Origin of the sequence: Archangium sp., assembly GCF_045802675.1 — a bacterium.
In the GTDB taxonomy this organism is placed as follows: domain Bacteria; phylum Myxococcota; class Myxococcia; order Myxococcales; family Myxococcaceae; genus Archangium.
The window spans coordinates 1-17,032 of sequence record NZ_JBJMQO010000010.1; the positions used below are offsets into that span (position 1 = coordinate 1).

The 17,032-nt window shown below is 69.7% G+C and carries 13 protein-coding genes; 7 read left to right on the plus strand and 6 right to left on the minus strand.

All coding sequences use genetic code 11. From position 1 onward, the window contains the following. A partial coding sequence (locus tag ACJ8AN_RS02195; protein ID WP_407753520.1) for an FG-GAP-like repeat-containing protein occupies positions 1–2,649 on the plus strand: 2,649 nt, incomplete at its 5' end. A gap of 129 nt (positions 2,650–2,778) precedes the next feature. On the opposite strand, the gene ACJ8AN_RS02200 is transcribed toward ACJ8AN_RS02195, so the two are convergent. The 3 genes from ACJ8AN_RS02200 to ACJ8AN_RS02210 form a co-directional block, all read right to left on the minus strand. Beyond that, positions 2,779–3,165: a VOC family protein gene (locus ACJ8AN_RS02200; RefSeq protein ID WP_407753521.1), complete on the minus strand. Its 387-nt coding sequence runs from the start codon at positions 3,163–3,165 to the stop codon at positions 2,779–2,781. A gap of 294 nt (positions 3,166–3,459) precedes the next feature. Next, a complete protein-coding gene (locus ACJ8AN_RS02205) occupies positions 3,460–4,443 on the minus strand; it encodes an aldo/keto reductase (RefSeq protein WP_407753551.1) in 984 nt (327 codons plus the stop codon). A 97-nt stretch (positions 4,444–4,540) separates the two neighbouring features. Beyond that, positions 4,541–5,584: an NAD(P)-dependent alcohol dehydrogenase gene (locus ACJ8AN_RS02210; protein WP_407753522.1), complete on the minus strand. Its 1,044-nt coding sequence runs from the start codon at positions 5,582–5,584 to the stop codon at positions 4,541–4,543. Between the two features lie 161 nt (positions 5,585–5,745). Here ACJ8AN_RS02210 and ACJ8AN_RS02215 point away from each other — a divergent pair, with 161 nt between their 5' ends. Continuing rightward, entirely contained in the window at positions 5,746–6,651 is a 906-nt protein-coding gene (locus tag ACJ8AN_RS02215; protein ID WP_407753523.1) for a LysR family transcriptional regulator, read from the plus strand. Between the two features lie 147 nt (positions 6,652–6,798). After that, a complete protein-coding gene (locus ACJ8AN_RS02220) occupies positions 6,799–7,587 on the plus strand; it encodes a hypothetical protein (RefSeq protein ID WP_407753524.1) in 789 nt (262 codons plus the stop codon). Between the two features lie 35 nt (positions 7,588–7,622). Here ACJ8AN_RS02220 and ACJ8AN_RS02225 read toward each other — a convergent pair whose 3' ends face one another. Both ACJ8AN_RS02225 and ACJ8AN_RS02230 read right to left on the minus strand, forming a co-directional pair. Next, positions 7,623–9,227: a Na+/H+ antiporter gene (locus ACJ8AN_RS02225; protein ID WP_407753525.1), complete on the minus strand. Its 1,605-nt coding sequence runs from the start codon at positions 9,225–9,227 to the stop codon at positions 7,623–7,625. Between the two features lie 108 nt (positions 9,228–9,335). Beyond that, positions 9,336–9,668, minus strand: a complete 333-nt coding sequence (locus ACJ8AN_RS02230; RefSeq protein WP_407753526.1) for a carboxymuconolactone decarboxylase family protein — start codon at positions 9,666–9,668, stop codon at positions 9,336–9,338. A 228-nt stretch (positions 9,669–9,896) separates the two neighbouring features. On the opposite strand from ACJ8AN_RS02230, the gene ACJ8AN_RS02235 reads away from it, so the two are divergent. From ACJ8AN_RS02235 to ACJ8AN_RS02245, 3 genes are all read left to right on the plus strand, one after another. Next, positions 9,897–11,699, plus strand: coding sequence for an acyl-CoA dehydrogenase (locus ACJ8AN_RS02235; RefSeq protein ID WP_407753527.1), 1,803 nt, complete (start codon positions 9,897–9,899; stop codon positions 11,697–11,699). 4 nt (positions 11,700–11,703) lie between these two features. Beyond that, positions 11,704–12,510 (plus strand): hypothetical protein, encoded by an 807-nt coding sequence (locus ACJ8AN_RS02240; protein WP_407753528.1) that lies wholly within the window; start codon positions 11,704–11,706, stop codon positions 12,508–12,510. Between the two features lie 167 nt (positions 12,511–12,677). After that, the gene (locus ACJ8AN_RS02245) at positions 12,678–13,346 is read left to right on the plus strand and encodes a hypothetical protein (RefSeq protein ID WP_407753529.1); all 669 of its coding nucleotides are present in this window, start codon (positions 12,678–12,680) and stop codon (positions 13,344–13,346) included. Between the two features lie 75 nt (positions 13,347–13,421). Here ACJ8AN_RS02245 and ACJ8AN_RS02250 read toward each other — a convergent pair whose 3' ends face one another. Next, a complete protein-coding gene (locus tag ACJ8AN_RS02250) occupies positions 13,422–15,545 on the minus strand; it encodes a M4 family metallopeptidase (RefSeq protein WP_407753530.1) in 2,124 nt (707 codons plus the stop codon). Between the two features lie 209 nt (positions 15,546–15,754). Between ACJ8AN_RS02250 and ACJ8AN_RS02255 the strand changes: the two genes are divergently transcribed. Beyond that, positions 15,755–16,972, plus strand: coding sequence for a DUF1615 family protein (locus ACJ8AN_RS02255; RefSeq protein ID WP_407753531.1), 1,218 nt, complete (start codon positions 15,755–15,757; stop codon positions 16,970–16,972). Positions 16,973–17,032 lie beyond the last annotated feature (60 nt).

Sequence of the window (17,032 nt, forward strand, 5' to 3'; positions counted from 1 at the left end):
CCCATCACCTCCTGGAGCGTGACCCGGCAGCCGGGCAACGTGACGATGACCCAGGCCACGGGGCCGTTCGAGTTCACGGGGCTCACCAACGGCACGAGCTACACGTTCACCGCCGTCGCCACCAATGCGAACGGCGCGGGACCGGTCTCGGATGCCTCGCAGCCCATCTCCCCCGCGGGCACGCCCAGCGCGCCGACGAACGTGGTCGCGACCGCCGGCGACACCGAGGTGACGGTCACCTGGACCGCCTCGGCCAGCACGGGCGGCGTGCCGCTCACCGGCTACACGGTGACCGCGAGCCCGGGCAGCGCGGTGAAGGTCACCCAGTCGACGAGCGTGAAGTACACGCGGCTGCCCAACGGCGTGACCTACACGTTCTCGGTGGTGGCCAATAACGCGGTGTCCTCTAGCCCCGCGGCCACGAGCAACCCCGCTACGCCGACGATGGTCGTCTGCAGCGGGACGCCGATCTTCGGCGCCCAGCCGCTCATCCCCGCGGGCGGCAACGTCCAGTTCCTCCTCGCGCGAGACTTCGACGCCGACGGCAAGGTGGACATCGTCGCCTCGCTCACGTCGAAGAAGTTCGCGATCCTCAAGGGGCTCGGTGGCGGCAAGTTCGGCGCGCCGGCGCTGTATGACGCGACGGACGGCCTGCTCTACCTCGAGGCGGTCGACTTCAACGGCGACGGCAAGCTCGACCTCGCATCGCACTCGACCCTGTGGCCCGGCAACGGCGACGGGACCTTCCAGACCGACTATCCCTTCGGCCTGCCCAGCCTCACGGGCGGAACGGGAGTGGCGTTCGGCGACTTCAACGGCGACGGCAAGCTGGACTCCGTGAGCGTGAACAACAACTACGGGCCTGAGCAGATCTACATCGGGCTCGGCAACGGCGCCGGCGTCTTCACCAAGGCGTACACGACCAGGGCCCACCCCACGAGCAACGTCTACCCGATCTCGGTCGTCGCAGCGGACTTCAACGGCGACGGCAAGCTGGACGTCGCGACGGCGAACAACACGTTCTACGACAGCAACGTGAGCGTGCTCTTCGGCAACGGTGACGGCACGCTCGGCGCGCCTGCCTTCGTCCAGGTCAACGGCTTCCAGTCGACCGACCTCTACTCGCAGCAGGTGATCGCCGCGGACTACGACAAGGATGGCGACATCGACCTCATCGTCGCCTCGCCGAACCAGGGAGGCGCGACGCCGAGCGCCGATGGACGGGTCACCGTGCTGATCAACCCGGGGAACGGGGTCTTCGCTCGCTCGAACGGGACGTCGACCGGGCCCGGGACCTCGACCGTCGCGTTCGCGGACTTCGACGGCAACGGGACCAAGGAGATCGTCTCCGCCGCCTATACCGACGGGACGATCGCGCTCCAGCCGCGTGGCCTCGAGCAGCAGCGCTTCCCCGCCGGCGCGGTCCGAGCGGTCGCCGCGGCGGACGTCGATGGCGACGGCAAGCTGGACCTCCTCGGCGGCGGTGCGGACGGCATCGCGATCCTCCGCGGCCGCGGAGACGGGACCTTCCTCGCTCCGGTGCAGTACGCGACCGGCCCCTGGCCGCAAGGGGCGACCATTGGTCAGATGGATGGCGATGGCTACCCGGACGTCATCGTGTTCGACCAGGACAGGCAGTCCACGACGAACCTGCTCGTGAGCGTGATGCGCAACGACCCGGCGCAGGGCAACTTCTACCGCTCGACCGTCAACATCTTCTATCCCGCCCCCGGCAACGCCTACCTCCACAACGACTACCCGCGAGGCGGCGCATTCGGCGACTTCAACGGCGACGGGACGACGGACCTCGTGCTGTACACGCGCTCCGACACGAGCAGCTGGAACTTCGAGAAGTTCTTCTACAGCGTGGCGGGACAGCCCGGCTCGTACCGCGCGCTCAGCGACGGGCGCACGATGTACCAGCAGTCCTCGGGCTCGCCCTACGGACTCGTCACGGGCAATTTCGACGGGCTCGGTAACGTCGACCTGCTCGCGACCCAGTCCGGAACGTTTGCGTTCATCAACTCCGGCGCGGGGACTGGCAGTTACTTCTACGGCACGGAGACGAACGTGGGATCCACGGGTCCCGTGATCGCCGCGGACGTGAACGGCGATGGGCGCCAGGACGTCATCGCACCGCTCACGATCGCCAACACGGTCAGCGTGCACCTCATGGGTGGCACGGGCAGTACCCCCAACGGCACCCTCGGGACCGCCACCACCTACCCGGCCGGGACCACGCCCTACGAGGTCGTCGCCGGCGACTTCAACGGCGACGGCAAGGTGGACCTCGTGACGATGAATTCGGGCAGCATCGCGAACTTCCTCGCGGGTGACGGTCTGGGTGCGTTCGCGGCTCCGGTGAGCTTCGCCACGGGCGGAAGCTCGGGCATGGCGGCGGGCGACTTCGACCAGGACGGCGACCTCGACCTCGCGTTCGCGAACGCCACGACGTCTTCGATCGCGCTCGTGCGCGGAAACGGAGCCGCGTCGTTCTCGGCGCCCATCGTCTACCCCGCCGGGAAGAACCCGATGGGGCTCCTAGCGGCCGACGTGAACCGCGATGGGCGACTGGACCTGATCACGGTGGCCAACCAGGCCAGCGGCTCCATGCGCGTGTTCCAGAACAACGGGTGCGTGGCGCCGTGAGGCCCCCGGGCTCGCCCGGGGACACACTCCCTCGGGCTGAGATCTCGACCACGCTGGGCCTGACGGAGGACCCTCCCACGCCGAGTCCGCGGAATCGTGTCTCTTTTGCAATGGACCGTGAGCGCGTCCTCAGCGCTTCGGCTTCGGGACGTGCTGATCAATCAGGATGGGGTTGCCATCGGGGTCGATGAGCATGAGGCTCGCGGGGCCAGTGGAGGACTCGTCGGCGGCGGAGACGAGGGTGATGCCGCGGGCCTGGAGGGTGCGCTGGAGCTCGCGGACGTCGTCGAAGTCGGCGAGCGGCTTGGCGTTGCGGTCCCAGCCGGGATTGAAAGTCAGAATGTTCTTGTCGAACATGCCTTGGAAGAGGCCGATGGTGCTGGTCTCGTTCTGCATGATGAGCCAGTTCTGGGCCTGGTCACCGCCGATGGCACGGAAGCCGAGCTTCTCGTAGAACGCGCGGGAGACGGCGATGTCCTTGACGGCGAGGCTGACGGAAAAGTTGCCGAGTTGCATGGGCGCGGCTCCTGTGGGCGGGGCGGTGGCGGGTGGGCGAGGAGGCGCCGCCGCACAGCCGCTCAGGGAGAGGACAACCAGTACGCTGCTGAGGATGCGAAGCATGGGGTGCTCCAGGGCCGCCGAGGGCGGCCGCTGCTCGGCAAGGTACCTGATTTCAACAGGGCCAGGCAGAGGGTTCTCCTGGGCGCGGGGAGGCCCTTCTACGGCAAGCAAGGGGGCTCGCGGAGACGAGGAGCCCGGTGGCGCGAGTCCCGCTCACCGGCGGCGGCTTCGCGAGCCGGCGAGAGTCCCTCAGCGATCGAGCATCGCCATCTGCTGCGGGCTGTAGCGGGGGCCCGCCGTCGCACCGACCGGAACGGCCGCATCGAGCTCCGCGGCCTCGGCGGCGGTGAGCACCAGCTCCGCCGCGGCCACGTTCTCCTCCAGGTACTTGCGGCGCTTGGTGCCGGGAATGGGCACGAGGTCCTCACCCCGGGTCAGCAGCCACGCCAGCGCCACCTGCCCCGGAGTCGCGCCCTTGCGCTGGGCCACGGCCTTCACCACCCCGGCGATGCGCTGGTTCGCGTCGAAGTTCGCGCCCTGGAGGCGCGGGTCGTTCCGGCGGACGTCGCCCTCCGGGAAGGACTCGGCGCGCTGGACGGTGCCGGTGAGGAAGCCGCGGCCGAGCGGAGCGAACGGCACCAGGCCGATGCCGAGCTCGCGCAGCACCGGGAGGATGCGCTCCTCGAGGTTGCGCTCCCAGAGCGAGTACTCGCTCTGCAGCGCCGAGATGGGGTGCACGGCGTGGGCGCGGCGGATTGTCTCCTCCCCTGCCTCGGACAGCCCCAGGTAGCGGACCTTGCCCTCGCGGACCAGCTGCGCCATCGCGCCCACGACGTCCTCGATGGGCACCTGCTTGTCGACGCGGTGCTGGTAGAGCAGGTCGATGTGGTCGGTGCGCAGCCGGCGCAGCGAGGCCTCCACCACCTCGCGCACGTGCTCCGGCCGGCTGTCGAGGCCCGAAACCTTCCCGCCCTCGATGCGGAAGCCGAACTTGGTGGCGATGACCGCCTGGTCGCGCCGCCCCTGCAGCGCGCGCCCCAGGAGCTCCTCGTTGTGGAAGGGGCCATACACCTCGGCGGTGTCGAAGAACGTCACCCCGAGCTCGAGGGCGCGCTGGAGGGTGGCGAGGGACTCGCGCTCATCCGGGGTGCCGTAGGACTGGCTCATTCCCATACACCCCAGCCCGAGGGCCGAAACCTCGAGCCCCTGCCGTCCGAGCTTGCGTTGGGTCAGCATGCTGTCTCCCTTCTAGAAGTGGTGGTGCGTAGGCAGGCACCCGCCCCGCAGCCGAGGGGATCCGGGCGCGGAGCGGGCCGTGGCTCTTTCGTGGCTATTTCAGGGTCGCGGCGTCGATCACGAACCGGTAGCGGACATCGGAGGCGAGCACGCGCTCCCAGGCGTCGTTGATCTTGCTGGCCGGGATGACCTCGATGTCGGCGCCGAGGTGGTGCCGGGCGCAGAAGTTCAGCATCTCCTGGGTCTGGCGGATGCCGCCGATCAGCGAACCCGCGAACGACCTACGGGGCATGATGAGGGAGAACACGTTGAGCGAGAGCGGCTCCGAGGGTGCGCCCACGTTGACCAGGGCGCCGTCCAGGGCCAGCAGGGACAGGTAGGCGTTGAGGTCGATCTTCGCGCTCACCGTGTTCACGATGAGGTCGAACGTTCCAGCGAGCTTCTTGAACGTCTCCGGATCCTTCGTGGCGTAGTAGTGGTCCGCGCCGAGGCGCAGGCCGTCCTCCTTCTTGCTGAGCGACTGCGACAGGACGGTGACGTCAGCCCCCATCGCGTGCGCCAGCTTCACGGCCATGTGCCCGAGCCCGCCCAGACCGACGATGGCCACCTTCTTGCCGGGGCCAGCGCCCCAGTGGCGCAGCGGCGCGTACGTCGTGATGCCGGCGCACAGCAGCGGCGCGGCGGCGTCGAGGCCGATGCCCTCGGGAATCTTGAGGACGAAGTCCTCGGTCACGACGATGTGGGTGGAGTAGCCGCCCTGGGTGAGCTGGCCGTCCTCCCCGATGCCGCCGTAGGTCGGGGTCATTCCCTTGAGGCAGTGCTGCTCCTCACCCTTGCGGCAGTTGGTGCACTCACCGCAGGAGCCGACCATGCAGCCGACGCCGACCCGGTCGCCGGCCGCATGCCTGGTGACCTTGGAGCCGACCTGGGCGACGATCCCAGCGATCTCGTGGCCAGGGACGACGGGGTAGGTCTGCGAGCCCCAATCACCACGGCAGTGGTGGATGTCGGAGTGGCAGATGCCGCAGAACTTGATCTCGATGAGGACGTCGCGCGGGCCGAGGTCACGACGCTGGATCTTCGTCGGACCGAGGGGTTGGGTCGCGGCCGTGGCCGCGTAGGCATTGACGGTGGGCATGTGTCTCCAGCTTGGGTTCGGGGCCGTTCCGCCCTGTTCACGAATAGAAGTACACACCGGGGCCGCGGATGACTACGCCCCAGGGAGCCAATAGGCTCTTAAGCGGTGCTTAACAGTGAGGCGTGAGCGCCTCGGTCGCCTCGTCGCCTTCGAGTCTCGCCATGAATACGGCCCCCCTCTCGCAGCTCCAGGTATTCCTCGCCGTGGCCCGCCTGCGCAGCTTCAGCGGCGCGGCGCGCGAGCTCGGCGTCTCCACCCCCGCGGTGAGCCAGGCGGTGCGGCAGCTCGAGGAGCAGCTGCGCGTGGTGCTGCTCACCCGCACGACGCGCAGCGTGTCGCTGACGGATGCGGGCAGGCGGCTCGTGGAGGGCGCGGGCCCCGCCCTGGGACAGGCGCTCGCCACCCTCACCGAGGTCTCCGCGAAACCGGGAGAGACAGTGGGCCGGGTGCGGCTGTCGGTGCCGCGGGCGGCGGTGCCCTACGTCATCACCCCGGTGGTCCACACCTTCCGCGAGCGTCACCCGCGAATCGAGGTGGAGGTCGTCATCGAGGAGCGCTTCGTGGACATCGTGGCGGAGGGCTACGACGCGGGCGTGCGGCTGAGCGAGTCCATCGAGCGCGACATGGTGCAGGTGCGGCTCACCGACGCCTTCCGCTTCATCGTGGTGGGCGCGCCCGGCTACCTCGAGCGGCACGGGACGCCCCAGCGGCCCGAGGATCTGCTGCGCCACGAGTGCATCACCTTCCGCATGCGGACCACCGGGGCGCTCTATGCCTGGGAGCTGGAGCGGGGCCGCCGGAACTGGCGCGTGCCGGTGCGCGGGGGCGTGGTCAGCAACGACAACCAGCTGAGCGCGTCCCTCGCGGAGCAGGGCCTGGGGCTGGCGTACGTCTTGGAGCCCCTGGTGGCGGAGCAGCTGCGCACCGGGCGGCTGCAGCGGGTGCTCGAGTCCTACGCCCCCACGGTCCCGGGCTTCTTCCTCTACTTCCCCAGCCGTGCGCAGCGCTCTCCGGCCCTGCGCCTCTTCGTGGACGCGGCCCGGGAGTTGGCCGCGCACGCGCTGTGAGCGACCACCACGTCGGCCTCCTGACGGGTCCTTTACGCCGGCCGGGCTCCCCTTCATCATGCGGGCGCGGTCGACGTACGAGCTGTGCACACCGCTTCTCCCGCCCCGGGCTCGAAGAGTCCCCTGGGGCGGCCCCCCGGGAACGCCATGGACATCGACGTGACGCAGGTGGCGAAGATCGACGCTCGCAGGAGCGAGGGTCTGAAGAACATCATCGGCAAGAGTGGCAGCATCCAGGTGTTCGCTGGCGCGAATGACTGCCGGTTCTTCGTCAACAACACCACCAACCCCGCGAGCATCGCCAATCCCGCCTCGAAGGGCGGAGACCTGGAGATCACCATCTCCAGTTGGTTCCTGAAGGGCTACTCGGTGGGGTACGTCATGGGCATGCTCTGCCATGAGGTGGGCGCGCACTACATGGCGGACGAGGGAATCGGAGACAAGGCTTACGGGAACGAGGCGACGACCCTCAAGAACAAGATGAAGATCGCCGACCCGTTGACCAAGTGGACCTACGTCCCCGTGGAGGCGAGCCAGTCCGATCACATCTTCGCGTGTTGCTACGGCTCGCCCCGGTATGACTATTACCGGAATCTCATGGGGGAGTTCGCCACCCTCATCTCCATGTACCTGACGGTTCCCGTCAACGGGAAACTCCTCTACACGGACGAGGACCTGACCGACCTGCTGGATTGCTGGCTCATGGACGTCGCGTCCATCCTCGCGACCAAGGACCGGCGGCCCCTGGGCGTCGTCTTCCCCTATTCGAAGTACGTGGCGGAGGCGTATGCGGCGCATCTGGCCCAGCTCAAGACCGACGCCGCCGCGGTGAGCTCCGATGCCGACGTGCAGAACGCGATCGCCGGGCTCAAGGACAAGACGGCCTCGGAGATCATGAGCGCCTACGGGAGCATGGCCAAGAAGCTCTTCGCGTGAAGGGCTCCCCCGAGCCCCCCGCGAAGTCGCCGCCTTCAGCGCTGCTGCAAGTCCAACTCCTCCAGGTCGAGCTCCTGCTCGACTCGCTGGAAGGCCGCATCGCCGATGGTGCCGTCCGCCCGTAGCGCGAGGAGCCGCTGCCGCTCGGCCGCTGTAGCCCTGCGCACGATGGCCGCGTCGTCGTTGAACGCACGGCCGTCACTCGCGGCCGCCCCGTCAGGTGCGGGGCCGTCGCCGGCCAGCTCCGCTTCGGCGCGCCGGAGCATCAGCTCGTAGCGGCGGCGCATCAGCCCCGACATCTCGTCGCCGGCCAGCCCGTCCGTGGCCGAGAGCGCGGCGCGCAACGTCTCGACGCGGGCGAGCCGCACCTCCCGCTCCACCGAGTCGTCGTCCTGGAGCTTGAGCACGTTGATGAGGGGGCGCAGCGTCATGCCCTGGACGACGAGCGTCCCGAGCACGACGGAGAACGCGGTGAACAGGACCAGGTCGCGGTAGGGAAACGCGGGCCCGTCGGCTCCACCGGTCGGAAGGGCGAGCGCCGCGGCGAGGGTGACGATTCCTCGCATGCCGCACCACCCGACGACCGCCGCCGCGGGCTTCGACAGGGCCACCGTGTCGCGAGGACCCTGGGTGCCGTCCGGCGCTGGACGGCACCGCCAGCGGCTGAAGGCCGCGGCCCCCGACACCCAGGCGATCCGCGCGAGGATCGTCGCGACGCACACTGCGGCCGCGACACCGACGTACTCGAGGAGCGTGCGCGAGTCGATCCGGCCGAGGATCCCCTTCAGCTGGAAGCCGACGAGGATGAAGGCGAGCACGTTCAACACGAACACGGCGAAATCCCAGACCGCGTACGAGGGAATCCGGAGGCGAGCCGGAGTCACGTCCGCGGCGCGGCGGGCGGCCGCCATCGCGAAGACGACCACGGTGAGGATGCCGGAGAGGTGGAGCCGCTCCGCGAGCATCCAGACCGCGAACGTCCCGCAGAACTGAACGACGACCGCCATGGCGACGTCGTTGATCCGCGCGATCAGCACGACCATCACCCGAGCCAGCACGAACCCGAGCACCACACTGCCCACGGTGACGATGAGGAGCAGGGGAATCACGCCCGCCCCCGATAGCGCGCCCGCGAGCGTCGCACTGACGGCGAGCCGGTAGATGAGCAGCGCGCTCGCATCATTGAAGAGGCTCTCGCCCTCGAGGATGACGAGGAGCCGGTGCGGCGGACGGAGCTGCTTGAGGACGGCGGTCGCGGCCGCCGCGTCAGGAGGCGCGACGATGGCGCCGAGCGCGACCGCGACGGCCCAAGGCATGCCGGGCACGAGCAGGCGGGCGACCACCGCGACGACGACGATGGTGAGTGCAACGGCGCCGATGGCGAGGCCAGTGACCGTCCGCCAGTTCGCCCGGAGGTCGCGCTGGGAGGCATCGAACGCGGCGTCCAGCAGCACCGGCGCGACGAAGAGCGTGAGCGCGAGCTCGGGATCCAGCACCAGCGTCGGCGTGCCAGGAACGAGCGCCAGGCCCGCGCCAGCGAGCGCCACCATCGCCGGGTAGGGAGTCCCGATGCGCCGGGACAGCGCGGTGAGGGCCGCACCGGCGAGCAACAACGCGATGATGAGCTCGAAAACGTGCATACGTCCTATCTCCTCAACCACCCGGACCGGTACGCCAGTTCCGGGCCTCTTTTCATGCCTACTCGCATGCGGCTCTCCCTTGCCTGACTCTCCACGGCAGGGCGGACCTCAAGGCTGCTTCTTCCCAAACAGCTCCTTGGCGCGCGCCACGGCCGACATGGCGTTGGGCCAGCCGACGTAGAACGCCAGGTGGGTGATGAGCTCGACGAGCTCCTCTTGCGTCACGCCGTTCTCGATGGCACGCGGGAAGTGGAAGGTCATCTGCTCCGTCTTTCCGGTCGCCACCAGCGCCGCGCAGGTGATCAGGCTGCGGTCGCGCTTGGACAGCTGCGGCCGCTCCCAGACGTCCCCGAACAGCACTTCGTCGGTGAGCTCGGCCAGCTTCGGTGCGAGGTCGCCGATGGCCTTCTGGGCAGCGGTGGCGGGCTTGTGGGCATCCATGTGCGTTCCTCCTTCAGTCGTTCAGTCGAACCCGTGGGACCCGACACGAAGAGAGATACGCCCCGGTCTCGCGGAAGACTAGGCGCCCTGGAGCCAATGGGCTGTTAAGCCCTGCTTCAGAATGGGGTTTCGAGGGGGGCAGCCGGGCAGCCCCTCCCCTCCTGGGCAAAGCGCTCCATACCTTCGCCCTCAAGCTGAATTCCTCGCCTGTGGCATAACACTCCCCCCATGACCGCCCCCGCCTCGAACCCGCTGCTCTCCGACCGCGACGTGGACTTCCAGCTCTACGAGGTGCTGGACACCGCGTCGCTCTGTCAGCTCCCGGCCTTCGCGGACCACTCGCGCGAGACGTTCACCCTCTTCCTCGACAGCACGCGCCGCTTCGCCCGCGACGTGCTCTTCCCCACCTACCGCCTCATGGACCTCGAGCCGCCGGTGTTCCGCGACGGCCGCGTCCACGTGCACCCGCTGATGCGCAAGCTCTACCCGCGGCTGGTGGAGCTCGGCCTGCTCACCGCCACCCTGCCCGCCGAGGCCGGAGGCCAGCAGCTGCCCCTCACCGTGTTCTCGGTGGCCTCGGCGTACCTCATGGCGGCCAACCTGAGTGCGTATGGCTTCGTCGGACTCACCAGCGGCGCGGCGCACCTCATCGAGGCCTTCGGCAGCCCCTGGCTCAAGGACGAGCTCATGTCCCGCATGCACAGCGGCGAGTGGACGGGCACCATGGCCCTCACCGAGCCCCAGGCGGGCAGCAGCCTCGCGGACGTGCGCACCCGGGCCACTCCGGTTGGAGACGGCACGTACCGCATCACCGGCTCGAAGATCTTCATCAGCGGCGGGGACCAGGACTTCACGGACAACGTGGTGCACCTCACGCTGGCGCGCATCGAGGGCGCTCCGGCGGGCACTCGGGGCCTGTCGCTCTTCGCCGTGCCCGCGCGCCGGCCGGAGAACGGGCGGCTGGTGGACAACGACGTGCGCGTGACGGGCGCCATCCACAAGATTGGCTGGAAGGGCATTCCCAGCGTGGCGCTCAACTACGGCGAGGCCGGGGATTGCCGGGGCTGGCTCGTGGGCGAGGCGGGCAAGGGCCTCTCGCACATGTTCCAGATGATGAACGAGGCGCGCATCATGGTGGGCCTCAATGGCGTGGCCACGGCCTCGGTGGCGTACCAGGAGGCGCTGGCGTACGCGCGGAACCGGCCCCAGGGGCGCCCCGCGTGGGAGAAGGACGCCGCGCGGCCCCAGCGCCCCATCATCGAGCACGCGGACGTGCGGCGGATGCTGCTGCGGCAGAAGGCGATTGTGGAGGGCGGCATGTCGCTGCTGGCGGCGGCCTCGTGGCAGGCGGACGTGGCGGCGCACGGGAAGACGGAGGAGGAGCGCCAGCGCGCGCAGCTGTTGTTGGACCTGCTCACGCCGGTGGCGAAGACGTTCCCCGCGGAGAAGGGCTTCGAGGCCAATGCGCTCGCGGTGCAGGTGCACGGCGGTTACGGCTACTCGAGCGAGTACCTGCCCGAGGCCTTCCTGCGTGACCAGAAGCTCAACAGCATCCACGAGGGCACCACGGGCATCCAGGGGTTGGACCTGCTGGGGCGCAAGGTGATGGCGGCGGGAGGCGCGGCGCTGCGGACGTTCGGCGAGGAGGTGGCGGCCACGGTGGAGCGGGCGCGCCGGGCGGGCGTGGACCCTGAGTGGGGCGAGGCGCTCGGCAAGGCCATGCAGCAGGTGGTGGAGCTGACGATGGAGCTGGGCGCGGCGGGCATGGCGGGCGAGGTGGAGCGGATGCTGCGCCACAGCGCGCACTACATGGAGCTGTTCTCGATTCTCACGGTGGCGTGGCGGTGGCTGGCGCAGGCGGCGGCGGCGCGCGAGGGCCTCGCCCAGGGCAGGGACAAGGACTTCTACGAGGGCAAGCTCGCGGCGGCGCAGTATTGGATGCACACGGAGCTGCCGCGCGTGAGCACGCTGGTGACGTTGTGCCGCACGGCAGAGGACTCGTACACGCGGATGCGGCCCGAGTGGTTCTGACGCCATGTCCGTCTCCTTCCACCTGTGCCAGCCGGGCCGGGGCGCCTCGTGTGGGGCGTGCTGCGGCCTCTACAACTTCCGGGACCACTCGCGCGCCACGCTCACCGAGCGCCTCGGCGCGCAGACGGACACCTTCGCCCCGCTGCCCAGGGAGCCCGAGGCGTATGGGGCCGCCGCCCGCGCGTTGAAGGAGGCCCGCACGCCTCCCCTCTTCCCCGCCGTGCGCGTCTGCCCGCTGCTGGGCTTCCTCGACGCGGAGCGCACACGCGTGGGGTGCCTCGGCCACCCGAAGGTGACGGGCGGCGTGGACCTGCGCGACTGCGGCGTCTACCGCGCCGACATCTGTGAAACCTTCACCTGCCCCTCCTTCACGTGGCTCTCGGATGGGCAGGCCCGGCTCGTCCAGGCGGCGTGCGCGGACTGGTACCTGTACGGGCTCGTCATCACCGACGTGGAGTTCGTCCGCGGCTGCCTGCGCCTGCTCGAGTGGGAGCGCGCGGGGCCGGTGGACCCCGAGGCCCTCCTCGCCCGCCCCGAGTCGCTCGAGGCCATGCGCCGCCTGCTGGCCCTGAAGGAGACCGCGCCCGGCCGGGGCACGCACGCCGCCGTGTTCGGCCGCTTCACCCCGGACACCGAGGGCGAGCCCATCTCGCGCACGCTCGACTACGCCGCCCTGGGCGCGCGCGCCGCTCCCGAGGACGAGGTGGTGCTGTGCCTCGGCTACGCGCCCACGAGCCTGGAGGAGCTCACCCGGGCCCGCGAGCTCGTCCGGACGCACGTGCGGGCCGTGGCCGCCACGCTGCCCTCCTAGGCTCACAGGGAGCGGGCCTTCACGCGGGCGCCTGTTGGCCCGCCTGCTCTCCCTGCCAGCCAGATGGCGCGTGGTTCACGCTTCCGCCACCGCGGGGCCAGCGCTGGAATTGCCGCGCCGGGCCCGCAGCCCCACCTTCCCCGCGGGCGAGTGTGGGGGGGCATGGGATGCCGAGATGGGTGGCGGGGTTGGGTCTGGTGGGTTGGTGTGTCCTCTGTTCAGCGGGCTGCCGGAAGCCGGAGGCCGCGCCGGGCGCCGCCGCCGAGACTCCCGTCGAAGCCTCCGCGCCGCGGCCCACCGCCTTCGTCGAGCTGCCCGCGCCCTCCGCGGAGGCGCGCGAGCCCGCGCCACCCCCTCAGTCCGAGCCCTCGCCCGAGCCCGCCGTACCGGCCCTGGCGGAGCGCGCCCCGGACGAGGAGCCACCTCCCTCACGGCTGATGGAGACGGACTCCGAGACCCAGGAGCGGCCGATAGCGGGCCGTTCCTCGGGAGGCACGTCCTCGCGCGGGGACGATGAGCGCATCTGGCTGAGCGAGGCGGCGGAGTCGGCGCGGGCGGGCAACACGCGCATCTCCGCCAACGCGCCCGTGGAGGCCATCACCATCGCCACCGGCACGGTGGAGGGCCGGGTGAAGCGCGTGCGCTCCGGCACCCTCGAGGTGAGTGACGAGGAGGGCAACGTCTACGAGCTGCGCATCGACGGCCGCAGCCGGGGCCTGCGCCGGGGCCGTCACGTCCCACTCCAGGAGCTCACCGAGGGCACGCCCGTGCGCGCCTCGTTCGACCTGGTGGGTGACGGAGAGAGCCGCGCGCGGGACATCGTGCTGCGCCGCTGAGCCCCTCCGGAAAACACAGCGGGCGGCCCCCGAGAGGAGAGCCGCCCGCCGTTCAACCCACTCCGGGCCGCGAGACTACGGCTTGGTGTAGTTGATGTTCAGCGTGTAGGTCGCCGCGGTGTAGCCGCGCACCATGACGTAGGCGCTCGTCTGGCCCGCCGGCACCGTCAGGTCGCACGTCTCGGCGGCGCCCGAGACATACGGACGGCAGTTGTAGGTGGTGGTGGTGGGCGCCGCGCCGAAGCGGACGTAGAGGTCCGGGTCTCCCGTGCCCGACATCACGACCTTGAACTGGGTGCCCGCCACCACGCTGTACGCGGGGTAGTTGACGTTCTGGCTCGAGGCCACGCTGCCGCTCACCGTGGTGGACACCGGCGTGCCCGTGCCGCCGCCCCTGCCGCTGTAGGTGCCCGTGAGCGTGGCGCCCGAGTACGTGGAGTACCCGTTGACCATCACGTACCAGGTGCCCGCGGCCGGGTTGGTGAAGGGGCAGCTCTCCGCGTTGCCACCGGTGTACGGACGGCAGTCGTAGGTGCTGGCCGTCGGCAGCGCGCCGTACTTCACGTACAGGTCCGCGTCACCGGTGCCGCCGCTCATGGCGAACGTGAGGCTGCTCTTCCCGGCGGGCACGTCCAGCGAGTAGTACTTCTTGCTGCCCGAGCTGCCGGCGATGCTCACCGCCACGCCGTTGCTCAGCGGGTTGATCACCGGCGGCAGAGGCGGCACGCCCACGGCCTTCCAGGCCTCGGTCACCGCGACGGACTCGGCCGAGCCCACGCCGTAGAGCGCCTCGGCGGCCTGCACCGTGTACGTCTTGGCCTGCTCGAAGGTGGTGGAGGCGGTGAAGAGGTCCGTGTTGGCCTTGTAGAAGATGCGGCCGGCCTTCTCCACGCCGATGGCGGGCACCACGTTGGTCGACTTGCCGCGCGGGTGCGTGCCGCCCTTGCTCAGCATGGCGAACACCAGGTTGCTGATGCCCGAGCTGTAGTGCACGTCCTGGCCGCTGTAGTCCGCGTAGAAGTCGAGCGACGAGCCGTCCTTCGCCGGGTCGTCCATGTAGCGGAGCGCGTCGTTGGGCGTGGCCGGCGTCCAGATGTCCTCGCCAATCATGAAGATGTCCGGCGTGGTGGCCCAGGTGCCGGTGAAGTAGCTCTCGCACACGCCGGCGAAGATGTCGGACATGGACTCGTTGAGGCCGCCGGACTCACCCGAGTAGGTGAGGTTGGACTCGTTGCTCGTCACCGCGTGGGTGAGCTCGTGCACCGTCACGTCCAGGTCCAGGCCCAGCATGGTCGAGTCCACGCCGTTGCCATCGCCGTACACCATCTGGGTGCCATCCCAGTAGGCGTTCACGTAGTTGGTGCTGTAGTGCACCGTGCTGATGAGCGTGCCACCCGCGTTGTCGATGGAGTCGCGGGCGAAGAGGTCCTTGTAACAGGTGTACGTCTGGCCGAGCCTGTCGTAGTTGGTGTCGACGTGGGTGTCGCCCACGGCGGCGCCGCCCTCGGAGCGCTTGAGGGTGCCCGGCGTGGTGGTGCCATTGTTGGCGGTGTACACCTTGCGGTTGAGCGCCGAGTGCACGAGCGGATTCACCAACAGGATGCCGCCCCGCTGCGCGTCCACGTAGACGAGGTCGTCGGCGGGCATGCCGTCGCGCTCGCCCTTCACGCGCACCTCATAGGCCAGCTGCACGTCCCGGGCGTGCTCGGCGCGGACGTAGACGAGGCTGGCGCCCTGGGCCGAGGCCCCGCGCGCGGTGGAGCCGTTCACGGCGGCCTTCAGCGCGGCCTCGGGGGCCACCTTCGCCGCGGCGGACACCTGCTCGCCGGAGCGCGCCGAGCCGTTGGCCGCGTAGATGTTGCCCGCGCCGTCCGTGTGCAGCACCAGCTCACCGCCCACCACGCGCAGCCCGTGGAGCGTCTGCTGGAAGCGCAGGTGCCGGTGGCCCTGCTCGTCCACCGTGGCGCGCTTGAACACCAGATCCTCACCGCTCACGCGGAACACCGGAGCGATGTCCTCCACCGCCGCGCGCGCGTCCTCCTGCATCCGGAGCGCGCCCACCTTGTCGGCCACTCCCTTGAGGGTGCCCAGGTTGCCCGTCACCGAGTACGGGACGCCATCCTCCATGCCCCGCACGCGCACGTCCTTGAAGCGCGCCAGGGCCGCCTGGACGTCCACGTCCTTGGCCCCTGCCCGCACCGCCTCCTCGTTGACTTCCGCCGTCGAACCGCACGCCGCGAGGCTTGCTCCCAGCCACGCCGCACAGAACGTCCTCAGAACACGATTAGCCAATGCGATACCCCTCTGTAGAAGAAGAGCAATACTTGACTCCCGAAGAAGACCGTTTTCAAGAGATTGTGATGATTTTCAGGAATTTTTCTGTTTCGAGTCCTGTAAACGTCGCCCCCGTGCCACGGGCGCCCTCCTCGGGTGCGAGGAACGGAGAGCCCCGTTTCCGGCGTCGCCTGGGCCCGCTGCCGCTGTGCGCGCTGCTGATGCTGGCGGCCTGCGCGCGCAACGTGCGCCCCACCCCGCCCCTCCCCCCGCGCGTCACCCCGGAGCAGGCGGTGAAGCTGGTGCCTCCGGACGTGAAGGAGCGCGAGGGCTGGGCCGAGGACGTGATGGCCGCGCTGGAGGCGCACCGGCTCTACCCCTCGGCGGAAGCCGTGTGCTCGGTGCTGGCGGTCATCGAGCAGGAGTCGGGCTTCCAGGCCAACCCGCCGGTGCCGGGCCTGGCGAAGCTCGTCCAGCAGCGGATGGAGGCGTACGCGGACAAGCTGGGCCCGCTGGGGCCACCGGCGGTGAGGGCGCTGCTGGAAGGCAAGGCGCCGGGGCAGACGCAGACCTTCGAGCAGCGGCTCGGGCAGGTGAAGACGGAGCGGGATTTGGACCGCATCTTCCGCGAGCTGCTCGAGTACTACGAGACGGAGTACCCGAAGACGTACACGGCGGCGAAGCTGGCCAGTGCCCTCTTCAAGTCCACGCGGCTGGAGGACCTCAACCCCATCACGACGGCGGGCTCGATGCAGGTGAGCGTGCGCTTCTCGGAGGAGCTGGCGGGCGGGGACGAGCAGGCGCTGCGGCGGGTGCGCGAGGAGCTCTACACGCGCGGCGGCGGGGTGTACTACGGGGCGGCGCGGCTGCTCGGCTACGAGACGCACTACAGCGACCCCATCTACCGCTTCGCGGACTACAACGCGGGCTTCTACACCTCGCGCAACGCGGCGGTGCAGCAACAGGTGAGCCGCCTCACGGGCCTCTCCCTGGTGCAGGACGGAGACCTGCTGGCCTACGACAAGCAGGGCGAGCCGGTGGACGAGGACAGCAACTCGTTGAAGGCGATCCTCACCTTCCGTCAGCGCTACGCGCCGGACCTGAGCGAGCGGCGGGTGCGCAAGGACGTGAGCCGGGAGAAGGAGCTCGACTTCGAGGAGACGGACACCTGGAACGCCATCAAGAAGGCATACCAGGAGGTGACGGGAGAGACGCCCGAGTACGCGAGGCTGCCGACGGTGGTCATCCGCAGCCCGAAGATGAGCACGGAGCGGTCCACGGCGTGGTTCGCGCAGTCGGTGAACAAGCGCTACCAGAAGTGCATGGGCCGCTACGCCGCGCTGCCGAAGTAGGGAGAAGCGCGAGCCACGCAATGGAGGCGGGGGTCCCGAGCACGGGGGTGAGGGGAGCTC

Bases quoted from the DNA above. Each gene is read 5' to 3' on its own strand.
- ACJ8AN_RS02200 (WP_407753521.1), bottom strand. From the start codon at position 3,165: ATGCAACTCGGCAACTTTTCCGTCAGCCTCGCCGTCAAGGACATCGCC.
- ACJ8AN_RS02210 (WP_407753522.1), bottom strand. From the start codon at position 5,584: ATGCCCACCGTCAATGCCTACGCGGCCACGGCCGCGACCCAACCCCTC.
- ACJ8AN_RS02215 (WP_407753523.1), top strand. From the start codon at position 5,746: ATGAATACGGCCCCCCTCTCGCAGCTCCAGGTATTCCTCGCCGTGGCC.
- ACJ8AN_RS02220 (WP_407753524.1), top strand. From the start codon at position 6,799: ATGGACATCGACGTGACGCAGGTGGCGAAGATCGACGCTCGCAGGAGC.
- ACJ8AN_RS02225 (WP_407753525.1), bottom strand. From the start codon at position 9,227: ATGCACGTTTTCGAGCTCATCATCGCGTTGTTGCTCGCCGGTGCGGCC.
- ACJ8AN_RS02230 (WP_407753526.1), bottom strand. From the start codon at position 9,668: ATGGATGCCCACAAGCCCGCCACCGCTGCCCAGAAGGCCATCGGCGAC.
- ACJ8AN_RS02235 (WP_407753527.1), top strand. From the start codon at position 9,897: ATGACCGCCCCCGCCTCGAACCCGCTGCTCTCCGACCGCGACGTGGAC.
- ACJ8AN_RS02240 (WP_407753528.1), top strand. From the start codon at position 11,704: ATGTCCGTCTCCTTCCACCTGTGCCAGCCGGGCCGGGGCGCCTCGTGT.
- ACJ8AN_RS02245 (WP_407753529.1), top strand. From the start codon at position 12,678: ATGCCGAGATGGGTGGCGGGGTTGGGTCTGGTGGGTTGGTGTGTCCTC.